General features: G+C 39.9%; 16 protein-coding genes. All 16 read right to left on the bottom strand.

The window, feature by feature from the left end:
* Positions 1-125 precede the first annotated feature (125 nt).
* The 16 genes from CYP05_RS02040 to murJ all read right to left on the bottom strand — a co-directional run bounded on the left by CYP05_RS02040 (position 126) and on the right by murJ (position 17033).
* The gene (locus CYP05_RS02040; protein WP_103641847.1) at positions 126-1295 is read right to left on the bottom strand and encodes a sensor histidine kinase; all 1170 of its coding nucleotides are present in this window, start codon (positions 1293-1295) and stop codon (positions 126-128) included.
* Complete coding sequence (locus CYP05_RS02035) at positions 1288-1950, bottom strand: response regulator transcription factor (protein WP_103641846.1); 663 nt, start codon at positions 1948-1950, stop codon at positions 1288-1290. The genes CYP05_RS02040 and CYP05_RS02035 overlap by 8 nt, the downstream gene beginning before the upstream one ends.
* A gap of 9 nt (positions 1951-1959) precedes the next feature.
* Complete coding sequence (locus tag CYP05_RS02030; protein WP_103641845.1) at positions 1960-2256, bottom strand: pyruvate kinase; 297 nt, start codon at positions 2254-2256, stop codon at positions 1960-1962.
* A gap of 63 nt (positions 2257-2319) precedes the next feature.
* A complete protein-coding gene (locus tag CYP05_RS02025; protein ID WP_009293909.1) occupies positions 2320-3225 on the bottom strand; it encodes an AEC family transporter in 906 nt (301 codons plus the stop codon).
* 94 nt (positions 3226-3319) lie between these two features.
* Positions 3320-5080, bottom strand: a complete 1761-nt coding sequence (locus CYP05_RS02020) for a response regulator (RefSeq protein ID WP_103641844.1) — start codon at positions 5078-5080, stop codon at positions 3320-3322.
* 95 nt (positions 5081-5175) lie between these two features.
* Positions 5176-5814: a YggS family pyridoxal phosphate-dependent enzyme gene (locus CYP05_RS02015; protein ID WP_181001151.1), complete on the bottom strand. Its 639-nt coding sequence runs from the start codon at positions 5812-5814 to the stop codon at positions 5176-5178.
* Positions 5811-6920 carry an RIP metalloprotease RseP gene (gene rseP, locus CYP05_RS02010; protein ID WP_103641843.1) on the bottom strand — a complete coding sequence of 370 codons (1110 nt, stop codon included), beginning with the start codon at positions 6918-6920 and terminating at the stop codon, positions 5811-5813. The genes CYP05_RS02015 and rseP overlap by 4 nt, the downstream gene beginning before the upstream one ends.
* A 75-nt stretch (positions 6921-6995) precedes the next feature.
* Positions 6996-7892, bottom strand: a complete 897-nt coding sequence (locus CYP05_RS02005) for a hypothetical protein (protein WP_103641842.1) — start codon at positions 7890-7892, stop codon at positions 6996-6998.
* Between the two features lie 2 nt (positions 7893-7894).
* Positions 7895-8494 (bottom strand): CDP-diacylglycerol--glycerol-3-phosphate 3-phosphatidyltransferase, encoded by a 600-nt coding sequence (gene pgsA, locus CYP05_RS02000; RefSeq protein WP_258031491.1) that lies wholly within the window; start codon positions 8492-8494, stop codon positions 7895-7897.
* On the bottom strand, positions 8472-9260 hold the full coding sequence (locus CYP05_RS01995) for an enoyl-ACP reductase (protein ID WP_103641841.1): 789 nt from the start codon (positions 9258-9260) through the stop codon (positions 8472-8474). Before CYP05_RS01995 ends, pgsA begins: the two co-directional genes overlap by 23 nt.
* On the bottom strand, positions 9260-10129 hold the full coding sequence (dapA, locus tag CYP05_RS01990; RefSeq protein ID WP_196779711.1) for a 4-hydroxy-tetrahydrodipicolinate synthase: 870 nt from the start codon (positions 10127-10129) through the stop codon (positions 9260-9262). Before dapA ends, CYP05_RS01995 begins: the two co-directional genes overlap by 1 nt.
* A 26-nt stretch (positions 10130-10155) precedes the next feature.
* Positions 10156-11397 carry a M16 family metallopeptidase gene (locus tag CYP05_RS01985; protein WP_103641840.1) on the bottom strand — a complete coding sequence of 414 codons (1242 nt, stop codon included), beginning with the start codon at positions 11395-11397 and terminating at the stop codon, positions 10156-10158.
* A gap of 11 nt (positions 11398-11408) precedes the next feature.
* The gene (locus CYP05_RS01980; RefSeq protein WP_103641839.1) at positions 11409-12482 is read right to left on the bottom strand and encodes a quinone-dependent dihydroorotate dehydrogenase; all 1074 of its coding nucleotides are present in this window, start codon (positions 12480-12482) and stop codon (positions 11409-11411) included.
* Positions 12483-12534: 52 nt separating this feature from the next.
* The gene (locus CYP05_RS01975) at positions 12535-14259 is read right to left on the bottom strand and encodes an ABC transporter ATP-binding protein (protein WP_103641838.1); all 1725 of its coding nucleotides are present in this window, start codon (positions 14257-14259) and stop codon (positions 12535-12537) included.
* Positions 14252-15646, bottom strand: a complete 1395-nt coding sequence (cysS, locus tag CYP05_RS01970; protein ID WP_103641837.1) for a cysteine--tRNA ligase — start codon at positions 15644-15646, stop codon at positions 14252-14254. The genes CYP05_RS01975 and cysS overlap by 8 nt, the downstream gene beginning before the upstream one ends.
* The gene (murJ, locus tag CYP05_RS01965; RefSeq protein ID WP_103641872.1) at positions 15633-17033 is read right to left on the bottom strand and encodes a murein biosynthesis integral membrane protein MurJ; all 1401 of its coding nucleotides are present in this window, start codon (positions 17031-17033) and stop codon (positions 15633-15635) included. Before murJ ends, cysS begins: the two co-directional genes overlap by 14 nt.
* Between the last annotated feature and the right edge of the window lie 44 nt (positions 17034-17077).

Below are 17077 nucleotides of genomic sequence, written 5' to 3'. Positions count from 1 at the left end.
CTTTTCTCCTTGATTAAGATTTTGTAAAAGGATTATAATATTAATAAAATTTATCAAAAATAAATTTTGGACACAAATTCTCTTTTTTAATAAATTTTATTATTTAGAGTAGGGTGGTTTTAAATTTAACTCTGCCAAGAGAGCGAAAACGTAGTCTTGCCATCAAGTTCGCTTTGGCATTTTACGGTGATGTTGTTTTTCTTGCAGCACTCTTTTACTAAATTTAGCCCTATACCAAAGCCGCCTTGATCGTCGTTAAATCTCGTGTATCGATCAAAAATTTTCATCTGATCCTCTTTGCTTATGCCATGCCCAGTGTTGCTTATACTAAAGAAATTTGGCTCTAAAACGATGCTAACCTTTGAATTTGGCGCTGCGTATTTTGCAGCATTGCTAAGGAGATTATCTAAAATTTTGCTCATATCCTCAAGGTCTGCGTTTATGAAGCTTGGTTTTAAGCTAGCATCTATCTTAAGCCCACGTTTGGCAAAAAATGGCGAGAAGTAGCTAAGTCTTTGTGTGGTTAGTAAATTTAGATCGATTAGCTCTTTTTTGTTTGGTTTATCTAGGTTAAAGCTTAGATGAACGAGCGCGTCATAGATGCTGCCTAGGCTCTTTGCAGCAAGGCTGATGTTGTTAAAGCGCTTTAAATTTCGCTCATTTAGGCTCGCTAGATCAGCCGTTTCTATGCTCATAGAAATGACGCTTAGGGGCGTGTTTATCTCGTGAGTTGAGTCTTTTATGAAGTGATTTAGCGTATCTATCTTTTCATAAAGTGGCTTTAGGCTCAGTTTTGCTAAGTAAAAGGCGATGAAGAGCAGGGCGAAAAGGAAAAAGAGCGCCTTTAGTGTGGTTGAAATTTGCAAAGATAAAATTTCAACCTTGATATCTTTGCCAACTAGAAAAATATCAGCGTGCGATAGCTCGTCTGTGGCGTTGTCATCCATGTATTGGATCTTTTCAAATATCGAGACCTTACCGCCGATCAAATTTACATTTTTGCTTTTGTCTATCTTTTGGCAGTCAAAGTCTTTGTAAATTTTCTCATCATTTTTTAGCACTATGCAAGCATGCACGCCTTTTTCTTTTGTTAGACTTGAGATTGAGTCAAGTCCATTCATTCTAGCTTTCATGTAAATGCCCATCTTTATCTCTTTTAGCATTTTGACCTCGTTTAAGATGAGCGCATTTTTTTTATTTTTATAGTCATTTATGAAAAAATAGCCCAGAAAGAGCACGGAGCTAACAAGATATAGGGATAAAATTTTAAATAAAATTTGCGTCTTTTCAGACATAGATGTAGCCGTCTCCACGCTTGTTTAAAATGGCATCTTTGCCTAAAATTTGGCGTAAATTTTTGATATATACACGAAGGCTAAGCTCGCTTGGCTCCTCGTCAAATTTCCAAATTTTATTAAAAATTTCATCTTTGGTTAAAATTTTGCCCTTGTTTTGCAAAAATAGGGCGAGCAGGTCGCTCTCTTTGCTCGAGATATTTACATTTTCGCCGTTTTTACTTAGAGTTTTGCTCTGTGGGTGAAAGCAAAGATCATCTAAAATTTTGATATCTTCGCCGTTTTGGTGTGAGAAATTTCTTTTTATGAGAGCTTGCATGCGGATAAGTAGCTCTTTTAGCTCAAATGGCTTTTTTAGATAGTCATCGCAGCCGCTTTTGTAGCCTTTTTCAAGGTCGTCTATGGTGTTTAGCGAGGTGGTAAATATGCTAGGTGTTGTGACGCCAAGCTCACGTAGCGATGAAAGTAGGGAGAAGCCGTCGCCTTGCGGGAGTTTGACGTCTAGTATAAGTAGGTCAAAATTTCGCTCGTATGCAAGATCTAGTGCGTCTTTGGCATTGTTTGTAGTGGTGACATCGTAACCATTTTCGCCCAGATACTCGCTTATTAGATCAAGTAAAATTTCATCATCTTCAACGAGCAAAATTCTAACCATTAAGCACCTTTACATGCCTTTTTTCATTTCGTCTTTTTTCATACCCATGTCGTCTTTTTTCATACCCATGTCGTCTTTTTTCATGCCCATGTCATCTTTTTTCATGTCGTCTTTCATGCCCATGTCTTCTTTTTTAGCTTCGTGTTTTTTGACAGGATGTTTTTTAGACATATCATCTTTCATCATCTGCTCTTTCTTCATCATCTCATCTTTGCCCATCTTGTCCTTTTGCATCATTTCAGTAGCATTTGCAAGACCGCCAAACATAAACATAGCACCAAGTGCAACTAAGATTAACTTTTTCATAAAGTCTCCTTTAAATTAAATTATGTTGCAATTGTAGTCACTTAGTGTGAAATAAGTGTGAATTTACGCAAATACAAAATAGATAACTGGTAACGTGATAAATGAAAAAAGTACACCAATGGCTACTGATGAGATGGCTAGTGAGCTATCAAGCCCAGCTTTTATGACCATCGCACTTGCAAGGGCTGATGTCGGCATCGCACATTGAAAGAGGCCAACGACCCAAGTTTTGCTCATCTGGATGCCTGAGACTTTTAATATGATGAAAAATACGATAGCTGGCAAGATCATCTTGCACAAAAGCACGACGCTAACGCCTTTATATGAGCTTGTGATGCTACTAAAGTTAAGACCAACACCGATCGCAAAAAGTGCCACTGGAGTGACGCTACCTTCAAACATCCTAAGTGGCGCAAAGATAAAATCTGGAAGCGGGACTTCTTTTAAGATAAGGCCCATAATGAGCGCGATAAATGGTGGAAATTTTAAAATTTTCATTGTATTTTGAAATAGCGAAACCTTCTCTGGTGCGGCAAAAGATAGGATGAGTGGTCCAAGGATCGAAAGCGGGATACCAGTGGCTATTTGATCATAAAAGATGACCTCATTTACCATCGCATCGCCAAAGAAGCCCTGAATGACAGGCATACCGACAAATAGTGTGTTACCAAAAAGGCTTAGCATGACCATACTGACGGTTGTTATTTTGGTAAATTTAAAAACCTTACCTATGACAAATGCCAAAGCGGCACTAATGGCGGTTGAGGCAAAGCCGATAAGGATCGTGTTTATAAGCGAGGCATCGACATTTACGTGGTAAATTTTGTCGAAAATTAGCGCAGGCATTGCAAAACAAAGGACAAAATCCACAAAAGGGATCGAGTGCTTTTGCTCAACAATGCCGACTTTTTTAGCAAAAAAACCAGTTGCAATTATAAAAAATATTGCAAAAAGTGGTGTGAAATTCATAGCAGTCTCTTTTAAGTTTGGAATTTACAAAGAATTGATTATATGCCCCAAAAGATTAAATTACAATAAACTTTTTTTGATTTTACCCTCAAATTTAAACCCTAGCATCAACCTTTTTGTAAAATTTATCTCTTTCATCTATCTTTTCTATATTTTTTAGATCGTTTTCAAGATAGCTGATATTATAAATTTCTCTTGCGGATATGCTTTTGCCGCTATTTAGGCTGATTAAAAATTTACTCTCAAATTTATTTGATAGGTTGATGATAGCGATCGCTCCAGCATCTTTTAAGCTTGTGATCTTGCCACTTTGCATGACGGCAATATCATTGAAATTTAGCCCATTTAGTTGCGCATTGTCCATCTTTTTTGCCTCTAAATTTACGCTAGTTTTTAGCTCGCTTGGCGTATTTAGTTTGCCAGTGTCATTGTAAAGCTCATTTACGTCTAGCTCTCTGCCGCTATCAAATTTTAGTCTTATCGTGCCATCTTGATTTAGCTTCATAGCTATGACGCTATCGCTATCTCGCAGTGCAGTGGCAGCTGTGGCTTCATTTGTAGTAAAAGCCTTTTTTACCTTTTTTAGATTTGAGATGCTAAAATCAAGCCCAGTTGCTTGCTTAAATTCATTTTCCATTGCGATCATTTTGGCGGATTTTGTATCTTCAAGCTTTGATATGTAGGCGTCCGCATTTTCGTCAAATTTCTTTAAATTAGCGCTAAGATTTTCTATCATCATATTGTGCGCATCAAGCTCGGTGTTGTAGTCACTATAAAATTTCATAAAACTATCTTTTTGAAATTTTGTATATGAGAAATTTTCATCTTTTTTGTGCTCTTTGCTTGACTCGATGATCGGGTTAAACTCGCTTAATCTTGCAGTGTCATCAAAGCCTATTTTTGTATAAGCGAAATTTTTAAAAGAGCTATCCTTGCCAAAGATATTATTGTGCCTTAGATCGACCCAGCCGTCATTTTGAGCATATTTTTTAAAGAAATTATTTATATCATTTTTGCCTATCTTTTCATATCTATTTTTGGCAGCAAATAAGGTATTTGGGTCTGAGGCATAGTAGGAGTGTCTGTGATCGATCTCTTTTGTATCTACGTAAAGATCGGGGCTATTTGTGATTATTGCTTTATGGTTTAGCTCTTCTCTTGCTATTTGGTTGTGGTTTATGACATTTGTGCTGATAAACTGCCTAAGATCAACTCTAGCCGTGACATCACTTAACTTTGCTATTTTTTCATTTCCGTCTTTGTCGTATCCTCTTACTTTTAGCTTGTCAAAGAGCATATCTTTTTGATCTAACGTGCCGTCATTATTGCTATCAAAGCTAAAAAGTGCGCTGTTGTTTTCTAGCTTTCCAACGCCCAACTCATCGTTATCGCCATAAAGGTCAAGAAAAACTTCAACTTCGCCATAATTTGTCTTTAGAGTGTTTGAGTGAGCATAGTCGTTTAAATTTTTAAATTTCGTATTTTCTAAGTAGCCACTTTTTAAGACAGGTAGCATGGCGGCATCATCTGTGACATTTATATTTTTAAAGTAGGTGTTTTTGCTAAAGCCATTAGAAGGTTCGTCTGAGTAAATTCTGTTGTTGCTGTTTATTAAATTTTGCGTGTAATCTTTTAAAATTTCTTCTGCTTTTTGTATTGCTAGATGTTTGTTGTATTCTTTGATATCAGCCTCAGTTATGTAGATGGTATCTGTTTTATTTGCTTCATAAAGCTCGTTAAACTGCTTTAAATTTACTTTTGAGCTATTTTGATTGCCATGATTTGAAAATCTTTTAGAGAGATTTTGCAAATTATCTAAATTTATAAAATCATACTTTTGCGGTGCAACATTCATCTAAAATCCTTTTAAAGAAGTTGCACTCAATATCGGCTAAATTTATAAATTATTTAAATCAACTGATCTTACCTCTATAAAAGAGGCAAATTTATTTATAGATATAGCATCGTCCCAAGGCGGATCATGTTTGAGCCACATTTTATCGCCAGCTCGAAGTCGCTACTCATACCCATCGAGCAGATAGTTGCGCCTTTTGGCTTTAGGCTCTCGTAAATTTTATATGTTAGCTCGAAGCTCTTTTGCACCTCTTTTGGCTCATCCACATGCGCTCCGATGCTCATCACGCCTTTTAAATTTATATTTTTGCACTCGCTTTGGATGCGCTCATAAATTTCAGCCGCATTTGCGACGCTCACACCTTGCTTTGTATCTTCATCGGCCGAGTTTATCTGAAGTAGTGTGTCTAGCTTGTAGTTAAGCCTTTTATCGACCTCTAGGGCTCTTTCGAAGCTATCACAGCTTTGCCAAAGCACCGGTTTTAGGCTTATCATTTGATTGATTTTATTGTTTTGCAGGCGGCCTATCATGTGCCATTTGATGTCAGTGAAATTTTGAAGCTCAAGCTCTTTTTTGGCTAGCTCTTGGACTCTATTTTCGCCAAAATTTCTTTGCCCCTGTGCGTAAAGCTCCCTCACTTCAGTGCATGTCACATTTTTGCTAACGGCTATTAGCGTAACATCTTTGCTTAAATTTTCTATCTTTTCAAGTAGCTCTTTTAAAACTATCATCATAAACCTCCGCTTAATCTCATAATGTCATTGAATGTTGCGAGCACCATTATGCCAAGCAGCAGCGCCCAGCCGCAGTAGGTAAGCGTAACAAGCACTCGCTCATTTATCTCGCGTCTAAAAATTAGTTCATAAATGTTAAATAAAATGTGCCCACCATCAAGCGCAGGGATAGGAAAGAGGTTTAGCACGCCTAAATTTACAGAGATGAGCGCCACGATGGTTAGAAGAACGCTAAGGCTGATCTTAGCGGCCTTTGAAGTGACATCGGCGATCTGTACGATGCCTCCGACCTCTTTTAGTGGCACAGCTCCAACGACTAGCTTTTCAAAGCTTTTAAAGATGAGCTTTGAAGCCTCGATCGTCTCGCCAAAGGCAAATTTTAGGCTCTCTAAACCTGTGTGATAAATTTTCACCACTTCGCCACTAGGCTGGATGCCGATAAGTGGGCGCTGCACCTTTTCATTAAATAAATTTATCGTTTCACCTATCTTTGGTGTTAAATTTATGGTTAGTGACGAGCCGTTGCGGTCTATTAAAATGGTGCTAGGTTCAAGCTTTACGTTTTTGCTGATCTCGTCCCACTCGTTTATTTTTACGCCATTTATCGCTAAAATTTTATCGTTTATTGCTATGCCAGCGCTCGTAGCTGCCGAGCCTTCAGCTATGTGTCCGACACTTGGCGCAAGTCTTTCAACACCGATAAATCCAAGCAAAATGTATATAAAAAACGCCAAGATAAAGTTAAAAAATGGCCCTGCAAAGAGGATGTAAATGCGCTTTATAGGACTTAGCACGTTGTAGCTGTCAGCGTCGTAGTTTTTGGCCTTTGGGTCGGTGTCGTCTTGCCCTTTTAGCTGCACGTATCCGCCAAGTGGAATCGCGCTTAGGCAGTAGTCGGTGCCGCCAACGTTTTTTGTGTAAATTTTCTCGCCAAAGCCGATGCTAAAGGTATTTACTTTGACGCCGAGCGATCTTGCTACTAAAAAGTGGCCAAGCTCGTGAAAAAATATAAGAAAACTAATGGCTAAAACGGTCACTAAAAAATAAAATGAATACGCATAAAGCCCAAGACAAAGCAGGGCTAGCGTGAAGAGAATGCCTTTCAAAACTTACCTTTTTTTGAAAAATTGATGAGATTTTAGCCAAAATTTATAAATTTACTCTCAAATTTGCCTTGCAATCTAGGCGAAAATTTCTCTTAGCCAAGAGAGTGTTTTGGCTCTATTTAGCCCTTTGCTGAGGCTAAAATAAGTTTTATCTTTATCGTTTAGGTCAAATTTCAGATCAAAACGTGACTTTACTTGATCAACAAATGGCTTTAAATTTAAAATATCAGGGCGGGGCAAAACGTCATTTGACAGCTCTTGCAAAAAACTCATGCCCTCATCGTTAAAATTTACTCTAGCCCTTGGCACAGCGTCGTTTCTAAACTCTATCTCAAATGTGTGGTCATTTATAAAAGGGGCAAAAAGGCGAATTTCTAAGTGAAATTTACCAGCTAGCTCCTCATCGCTTAAGCCTTGATTGCTAAACCAGTAGCCAAAATTTACAGCATTTAGCGATATATTAAAATCATAAGGATCAGCAGGGCTTACGCCTATACGGCGCAAAAGCTCATATATAGGCAGTTTTGCTTGCAAGCTATCATAATAGTCATAAAGCTTTGCAAGTAGTGGATGCGAACGGCCGGCCTTCTCTTGCAAACGTAAAATTTCAAAGATATATCTGTGGGCAAACGAGCGGTGCGATACCGAGCGAGTAGCCTGCGTGCTTAGATAGTCTAAAATTTCAGGGCTTTTTGAAAAGCTCATCGCGCTCCAAATGCCACGCAAAATCTCTACGTCGTTATCAAACGTATCAAATTTATCTTCGTGCGTCTTGTCGTATTCTAAAGCGCAGCTTAATAAAAATTCGTTTAGCTCAGGGCTGATCACACCGCCGATCTTTTCTAAATTTTTAGAATTATGATAAAAGCAAGTATTGATGATCTTTTGATTTAGTTTTTTCGCTTGTTTTTGCAGTGCTGGCTCTAAATTTGCAGTGCGCTCTAAAATAATCTCTTGCAGGTCGCAGCTCAAATTTAACTCTTTTTCATTGCTTTTACGTAGGCAAAGATATACTCAAACCCAGAATAAAGCGTAAGCGCAACAGCGATCCACAGCAAAAGCTCGCCACCAGGCCAGCTCATCAGCAAAAATCCAACCGCAAACATCTGCGAAACCGTCTTTACCTTGCCAGCCATCGAAGCAGCGACCTCGACGCCATCACTTGCCATCACGACACGAAAGCCAGTTATAAAAAACTCTCTTACCAAGATAAGATAAACAGCCCAAGCGCTCGCTCTGCCAAGCATCATGAGACCCAAAAATGCAGCCAAGATCAGCATCTTATCAGCTAGCGGGTCAAGGATAGCGCCAAGCTTGGTCTTTTGATCCCAGCACCTAGCGATGTAGCCGTCAAAAAAATCAGTCACCGAAGCGATCACAAAGATGAGGGCTGCGAAGTAGTTTATCCAGCTTATATGAATTTGCGTAAAAATTCCTGGCGCATTTACGAGCATAAAAAACATAAGCGGAGCTAGCAATATCCTAAAAAATGCCAGTGAATTTGGTAAATTTAAGCTCACAAATATGCCTTTATGCTTAGAAATTTCACTCTCATTTAAAAGTCGTGCCGCCATCTATTATAAATGTATGTCCAGTCACCCAGCTAGCCTTAGACGAGCATAAAAATAGACATGCTCCAGCTAGATCGGTCGGCTGTCCCATGCGGTTTAGCGGGCTAAGCTTTGCCGTCATATAGCGCACCTCTTCGTAGTTTGTAAAGGCTCTTAGCGCGTCTGTCTCGATAGGGCCGCCGCTTACGACATTTACGCGGATGTTTTTCTCGCCAAGCTCTGTCGCAGCGTATCTTACCATCGCTTCAACGGCTGCTTTTGCTGTGCCGTGGCCTGCGTAGTTTTCGATATAGACTAAATTTCCAGTTGAGCTTAGACTAATGATACTGCCGCCACCCACTTTTTCCATGCGTTTTGCAGCCTCTTGTGCGCCCACGACAAAGGCATTTACGGTTGCTGTGAAGATATTGTTTATACCTCTTGGTTTTAGTTTCATAAATTTAGTGTATCCGCCAGCCACCGCACGGCCTGAGATGATAGCGTTTGAGATGAAAAAATCAACCCTATCAAAGTCCTCATCTATCTTTAAAAATAGCTCCTTATAAGTCTCTGGCTCAAGGATGTTTAGTGCGTAGGCTCTAGCTTTTATCTTGTATGTAGCCTCAAGCTCTTTTGCCTGCTCTTTGGCAAGCTCCTCGTTTGAGTTATAAGTAAAAGCGATATTTACGCCAGCTTTTGCAAATTCTTCCACTATGGCTCTGCCGATGCCTCTAGTGCCGCCGCTGATGACTAGCGTTTTACCTTTAAATTCGTTTAGTGTGTCCTTCATTAAAATCCCTTTATTTCGTAATTTTTAATAACTTCTTCGATCTTTTTGAAATTTTCTTTGCTCGGTTTGCAAAGTGGCAAGCGGTACTCCAAAGTGTCGATCAGCCCAGCTAGATACATCGCCGCTTTGATCGGTATCGGGTTGCTTTCGCAAAAGAGCGTTTTGTTGATCGTGTAGAGGTTGTCATTTATCAGTTTTGCTTTTTTATACTCTTCATTCATCGCAAGGTGAGTAAGCTGTGAAATTTGATCTGGCAAGAGGTTTGCAGTGACTGAGATGACACCCTTGCCACCGTATGATAGGATAGGGTAGTTTATCGCATCTTCACCGCTGATAACTACTAAATCAGGCTCGTGAGCTAGCAGATCGACGCATCTATCGATGCTACCTGTTGCCTCTTTGATGCCAAAAATATTTTTACAATCTTTAAAAAGCCTAAAAACGGTCGCTGGCAAGATATCTACGCCAACTCTGCCTGGGACGTTGTAAAGAAGCACTGGAATTTCTATGCTATTTGCGATAGCCTTGTAGTGCTCGTAAAGCCCTTCTTGTGTTGGTTTGTTGTAGTAAGGAGCGACTGATAGGATGCCGTGAGCACCGTGAGCTTGGGCAAATTTAGCGATATCGATGGCCTCGTGAGTGGCGTTGCTACCAGCTCCAGCGAGCACCTTGACATTTGTGCCTTTACATGCATCTACTGCGATCTCGATGCAAATTCTATGCTCATCATGCGTTAGAGTCGCGCTCTCGCCAGTTGTTCCAACTGGCACAACGACGTCTATACCGTTTTTTATCTGTCTTTTTATCAGTTTTTCAAAACTGACTTCGTCTATTTTTTGGTTTTTAAATGGCGTAACTAGTGCTGTCATCGCACCTTGAAGCGAATTTTTCACGTCTATTCCTTTTTTAAGATTATTGTCGTGCTAGTTTTTTCATTGAAATATCTATTTGCTATCTCTTTTAAAAGCTTGGCATCTATCTTATCTATGTTTTTTTTAAGCTTGTAAAGTGGCTTTATGTCGCCTCTAGCAAGGTATGAGCCGTATAAATTTGCCACCTTGCTCGCGCTCTCAAATGAGTAGATAAAATCAGTTTTTATCAAATTTTTAACTCTTAAAACATCCTCTTTGTCGATTGGCTTTCTCTTTAGATCATCTATGATCTTTAAAATTTCAGCCTCAACCGCGCTTGCCTCGATGTCTGGGTTGCAAACTGCTAAAAATATAAATAAATTTTCATCAACGCAGCTCATATTGTAAGCGTAAATTTGATTTACAAGCATTAGCTCATCGACAAGGCGCTGCTGTAAGATAGAGCTTTTGCCAGTGGCTAGGTATTCGCTTATCGCATTTAGCCCCACTTGATCAGCATGCCTAAAGTCTGGGATCTTATAAGCGATAGCTAGCATTTGCGTTTGGCTATCTTTGTAGATGATAGCTCTTCTAGCACCGTCTTGCTCAGGCTCTTTGCAGTGTAGTTTTGGTATGGCTCTTTTGTTTTTTATGCCGCTAAAGTTTTTCTTAGCCAGCCTAAATGCCTCGTCTTTGCCGATGTCGCCACTTATCATCAAAATGGCGTTTTTTGGCTGATAGTATGTAGAGTGAAATTCTTTTATATCAGCGATCTTCCAGTTTTCGATATCTTTTATGAAGCCTATTGGCGTCCAGTGGTATGGGTGGTAGATAAATGCGTGGTTGTAGAGCCTAAAGTAGAGGTATCCCATAGGGTTGTTGTCTGTTCGCCACCTGCGCTCTTCGTGCACCACCTCGCGCTCTGGCTGAAATTCTTTATCTTTTAGGCTTAAATTTTTCATAAGCTCGGCAAAAAGACCAAGCGTTTTGTCTAAATTTTCATTTGAGGCTTTTATGAAGTAGTGAGTGTAGTCAAAGCCAGTGCTTGCGTTATTTACGCCGCCAAAGCCCTTTACGATCTCGTCAAACTCCCCAGCTCGTAAATTTTTGGTTGATTTGAAATTTAGATGCTCTAGCATGTGAGCGATGCCGCTTTTGCCCATCACTTCGTTTCTGGAGCCAACTTTATAAAAGACATCGACACTTATCACCTTTGAGCCAGGATTTACTGGCACATGATAAATTTCAAGTCCATTTTCTAGTTTAAATTTATTAAATTTTATCAATCTCTTGCCCTCTATTTTTTAACATTTGCGCCGACTGCTTCGCTGATAGAGGCAAAGCCATCTCTTTTTAAAAGCTCTAAAATTTCTAAATTTATATCTCTTGCGATCATCGGCCCTTTAAAGATAAAGCTTGTAAAAATTTGGACTAAATTTGCTCCCATTTTTATGCGCTCATAAGCCTCTGCGCCGCTATCTATGCCGCCGCACGCGATAAGCGTCGTCTTGCCATAAAGCTCGTCTGCCACGGCTTTAAAGATATCTTTTGACTTTTTGGCGATCACCTTGCCGCTTAGTCCGCCAAAATCCTTTAAATTTGTCGAGTAAGAGAGCGAATAATCAACGCTTGTATTTGAAACGAGCACACCACTAGCGCCGTTTTCTACCGCGCAGCTACAAAGTTTGATCGCATCTTCGTGGCTCATATCAGGAGCTATTTTAAAGATGATCGGCTTTTTAGTTAGTGGCAAAATGACGCTAAAAAGCTCTTTTATGAAGCTCTCATCTTGAAGCGCTCTTAAATTTGGCGTGTTTGGCGATGAGACATTTATGACAAATGTGTCGCAAATTTCACTAAATTCTCTTACTAAAATTTCATAGTCTTTTATCGCATCTTCGTTTGGCGTAACCTTGTTTTTTCCGATGTTTGCCCAAACTGGTATGGTAAAAGGATAGATTTTTTTTACTCTATTTTTGATAGCCTCACAGCCATCGTTGTTAAAGCCCATCGCATTTTGTATGCTCTCTTCGTCTATGAGCCTAAAAAGCCTAGGTTTTGCGTTGCCAGGTTGTGGTTTTGGCGTAAATGTGCCAAATTCTAAATGTCCAAATCCAAGAGCCGTTAGCGCCTCGAACATCGTGGCATTTTTATCAAAGCCACCAGCTATGCCAACTGGGTTGTGATAGGTGCTTGAGAATAAATTTTGTTTTAGCGCGTTGTCATCGACTACGCATTTGTGCGCTAAAAAGCTTAGCGAGCCAGGGAAGATTTTATTTGCCCCGACCATCGCGACTTCAGCGATCTTGTGGGCAGTTTCAGGATCAAATTTGAAAAATATAGATTTTAAAGTATTGTAGTTTAAGCTCATTTTAACCTCTTTAAAATGCCTAAAATTTCTGCAAATCTTAGCAAAAATCGCCTTAAACTAAGGCTTTGCCCTTAAGCCTTGCATAAATTTCATTTCTCTTGCTAAGCTCCTCGTCGCTTCCACTATCAATGATCTTGCCATCACTCAAAACTGCGATCTTATCGGCATTTTCAACCGTGCTTAAGCGGTGAGCGATGACGAAGATGATCTTTTTGCTTCTTAGATTATTTATCGCCTTTGTGATCTCTTTTTCGCTCTCGTTATCAAGTGCAGAGGTAGCCTCGTCAAAGATTAGGATTTGTGGGTTTTGATAAAGCGCTCTAGCTATGGCGATGCGCTGTCTTTGACCGCCTGAGAGGTTGGTGCCAAATTCATTTAAGATAGTGTTTATGCCGTTATCTAGCTTGCTTACAAACTCATAGGCATTGGCTAGTTTTAGTGCGTTTATCACGGCATCTTCGTTAAATTCTCTGCCGTAAGCTACGTTTTTAGCAACTGTGTCGTTAAAGATATAGACGCGCTGGGTTACAAGTCCGATATTTTGGCGAAGTGAGTGAATTTTTATATCTTTTAAATTTATGCCGTTTATCAAAATTTCTCCGCCATTTACGTCGTAAAATCTCATAAGCAAATTCATAAGCGAGCTTTTTCCGCCGCCACTTGAGCCAACAAGGGCTATAAATTCTGACTTATTTGCCTCTAAATTTATCTCTTTTAAGACCTCTTTATCGCCGTAGCTTAGGCGGACATCGTTAAATTTGATCAAATTTATCTCTTCGTTTAGCTCTTTTTGGCCATCTTTTATCTGGCTTACCTTATCCATCAAGAAAAACGTCCTCTCGCTTGCTGCGATGGCGTCTTGCATCTTGTTGTAGATATTTACGATGCGTTTTAGCGGAGTGTAGAGCATAAAAAGCGCTGTTAGAAACGAGAAAAATGCGCCCATATTTATATGCCCGTCGATGACGTCTTTGCCGCCTATGATGATAACAGCTGCCACGCCTATTGAGCCTATAGTCTCCATTAGCGGGCTTACTAACTGCTCGATCTTGACGCTTTTTAAATTTAGCCTAAAAAATTTATTATTTTCATCAACAAAACGTGAATGCTCGTATTCTTGGGCGTTATTTGCTTTGATGATCTCGATATTTGTAAAAATCTCACTAAGCGCAGAGGTGATGTCTGATGTTTTTTCTTGCGACTGCTTTGAAATTTTCTTCATCCTTTTAGCAAGGCGCGAGATCGGATAGATCGCTACTGGCATGACGACAAGGGCGAAAAATGCCAGCTTTGGACTTTGATAAACAACAACACAAAGAAGCCCGATGATGGTGACTGACTCTCTTGTTAGCTCAGGTATGATGCTTGAGACTATCGATCTTATGCGGTCGATGTCGTTTGTTGTTCTGCTGATTAGCTCGCCAGTTCTAAATTCGTTGAAAAAATCCATATCTAAATTTAAAAGGTTTGCAACCATCTTTTCGCGAAATCTTCTAATCGTATCTTGCCCGATATAAGCCGTAAAATAGGCCTGCATGAAGGTTCCGATATTTTTTACAAGATAAATGGCGATGATCGCACAAGGCAGTAAATAAAGTAGTTTTTCGTTTTTCTCGACGAAAATTTTATTTAGCACAGGCTCAACTAGATAGGCACTTACCGCCGTTCCACCACTGGCAAGCCCCATGCCGATGATGGCAAAGATGAAGTGTGGGATATAGTCTTTAAAATATGGACCAAAGCGCTTTAGCACATCTTTTAAGCCAAAATTATTCATTATTTCTCTCCCAAACTGCGCCATTTGGCGTATCCATGATAGAGATATTCATCTTTGCTAGCTCATCTCTTATCTCATCAGCTCTTGCGAAATTTCTCTCTTTTTTAGCTACCGAGCGCTCATCAAGAAGTTTTTGGATATGCTCTTTTTGCTCGTCACTTACGCCAAACTGAAAATACTCCACATAGTTTGTGATAGCAATGCCTAAAATTTCGCCTATTAACTCTAAATTTGCCACCACTTCGGCCTTATATGCTTTATCTTTTGGATTATTATCAAGTCTTTCATTTGCCGTTTTTACAAACTCATCGACGCTTGCAAGCGCCTTTGAAGCGTTTAGATCATCGCTTAGTGCCTCAAGTAGCTCGCTTTTAAAGCTCTCATTTGCCATGCCAGCTTGCACGCCATCGACTCTTTTTTTGAGACGGTAAATTTTATCAAGCCTCTTTTTTGAAGCCACTAGATCTTCATCTGAATAGTTAAAATGCGCCCTATAATGGCTTGTAAGCAAGTAATATCTAAGCACCTCGCCATGAACGTTTTTTAGGGCGTCCTTTACAAAAAAGCTGTTGTTTAGGCTCTTGCTCATCTTTTCGTTATTTACCTTTATAAAGCCATTGTGCATCCAGTATTTGCTCAAATTTTTATGATAGGCACATCTGCACTGGCTTGCCTCGTTTTCGTGGTGCGGAAAGAGTAGGTCGATGCCGCCAGCGTGGATGTCGATCTCAAATTTATCATTTTCTTTATCGCTTAAAAACTCACTTATCATCGCCACACACTCAGTGTGCCAGCCAGGGCGACCCTTGCCAAATGGGCTCTCGTACCACTTCTCATCAAATTTCCAAAGCACAAAGTCTTTCTCATCTCTTTTCTCGCCAAAACTAGCCACGCGCGCGATAAGATCGGTGTTATTATCCTTGCCACTGATGCTAAAATAGCCACTATCTTTACTCGTATCAAAGTAAATTCCATCGCTCGTCTTATACGCCACACCTCTATCCATGAGCACTTTGATGTAGTTAATGATCGCTTCCAAGCACTGCGTAGCCTTTGGTTTAAAGTCTGGATCAAGCACATTTAAAGCGCCCATATCACTCTCGTAGTGCGCTATATATTTGTTTGTGATCTCCTCTAGGCTTTGGCCAGTTTGCGCCATTTTATTTAAAATTTTATCATCGATGTCGGTGTAGTTTCTTGCAAATTTGACCTTGTAGCCAAGCGCTTTTAAGACCCTTCTTAAAAGATCAAAGCTAACGGCTGACTTTGCATGCCCCAAATGCGCGTCATCATAGACTGTTGGACCGCACAGATAGATGCTAACTTCACCATCTTTAATAGGGCTAAACTCAACCTTTTCTCTTTTAGAAGTATCAAAAATTCGCATTAAATATATCCTTTAAAAATGTTAAACCAAAATAGAGCAAAACCGCCAAAATAGCGATGGCGGCTATAAATTTAGGCTCGATTATAGCTAAAAATCGCTTAGCTCCAAAGGCTCTAATGTATAAAATAAGCTGCAAAAATCCCCCGAGCGAGCTTGCAAATGCAAGGCCAGCAGCTCCAAATTTCTGCATCAAAATGACAGCTAGGATCAAATTTATCACAAGGCAGATGATAGAAATTTTGGCCGCCTCTTTTTGCTTCATATTTGCGTAAAGCCAAAGTGAGAAAATTTTAGCCAGTCCAAATGGCGTAAGCCCCACCAAATAGGCGCTTAGCACCTTAGCGCATTCAATGGTGTTTGCCCTTACGAAATTCCCTCTCTCAAACAAGAGCCAGATGATAAACTCACTTAGCACGACGCCTGTGATCGTGGCAGCTAGTAGGGCGCAAAGAATCAAGTAAAAGCTCTTTTTCGTCCAAACTAGGGCATTTGCCTCGTCTTTTTGTTTTAAAAGCCTAGTGATCTTTGGAAAGAGTGCCTGAGAGAGCGCTATCGCAAAGATGGCGAGTGGGAGCTGAAAAATTCTATTTGCATAAAAGAGATAGCTTATCGAGCCACTTACCAAAAAGCTAGCCAGCCAAGTGTCCATAAATGCGCTTATCTGCATCGCACTTGAGCCAAGTAAGCCGTGATAAAAATTTATAAAAAAGCCTTTGCTCTGCGCTCTTTTGCCTTTAAAATATCCGCTTAAACCGCCCCAGAAAATTTTATTTAAGGCGTTAAATTTCATAGCGATTAGATGCACTAAAACCTGCAAAAAGCCGCCTGCAACGACGCCAAAGCTAAGATAAAGTGCGACCACGCTCTCGCTCTTGCCACGAGCCAAAAGTAGTGAAGCGATCATGGCTAAATTTAGCAGCGCAGTAGAAAACGCAGTCGTCGCAAAGTGCCCTTTATACTGAAGTAGCGCACCCATGAAAGTGACGATATAAACAAGGGCTAGATAGTAGAAATTTATACGCACGAGCGGCACTGCGTCTGTGATATTTTGCTCGCTTAAACCGCTTGCGATGATCTTGATAAAGTAGGGCGTAAATAAATTTACAAGAAGCGTCAAAACACCTATAAAAAGTAGAAATTTGATGAAAATTTCAGCCTGAAAGATCGCTTTTTTCTTGCTATTTGCAAAATTTGGTAAAAATGCCTGCGTAAAGGCACCCTCGCCAAAGATGCGGCGAAATAAATTTGGTATCTTAAATGCTATAAAAAAGAGGTCGCTAAATATGCCAGCACCAAGGATAGAAGCCGTTAAAAGATCTCTTATAAGCCCTAAAATCCTTGAAGTCATGATGCCAACTGAGTTTGAAAAAAAGCCTTTTATAAACATCGCCCACCTAGTAAATTTAAAAACGCAATAGTAACAAAAGATGC

The sequence above is a fragment of the Campylobacter concisus genome (assembly GCF_002913545.1).
In the GTDB taxonomy this organism is placed as follows: domain Bacteria; phylum Campylobacterota; class Campylobacteria; order Campylobacterales; family Campylobacteraceae; genus Campylobacter_A; species Campylobacter_A concisus_AV.
Note: the sequence above shows the minus strand (reverse complement) of the source record. Positions and strands in the feature narration are given on the sequence as shown.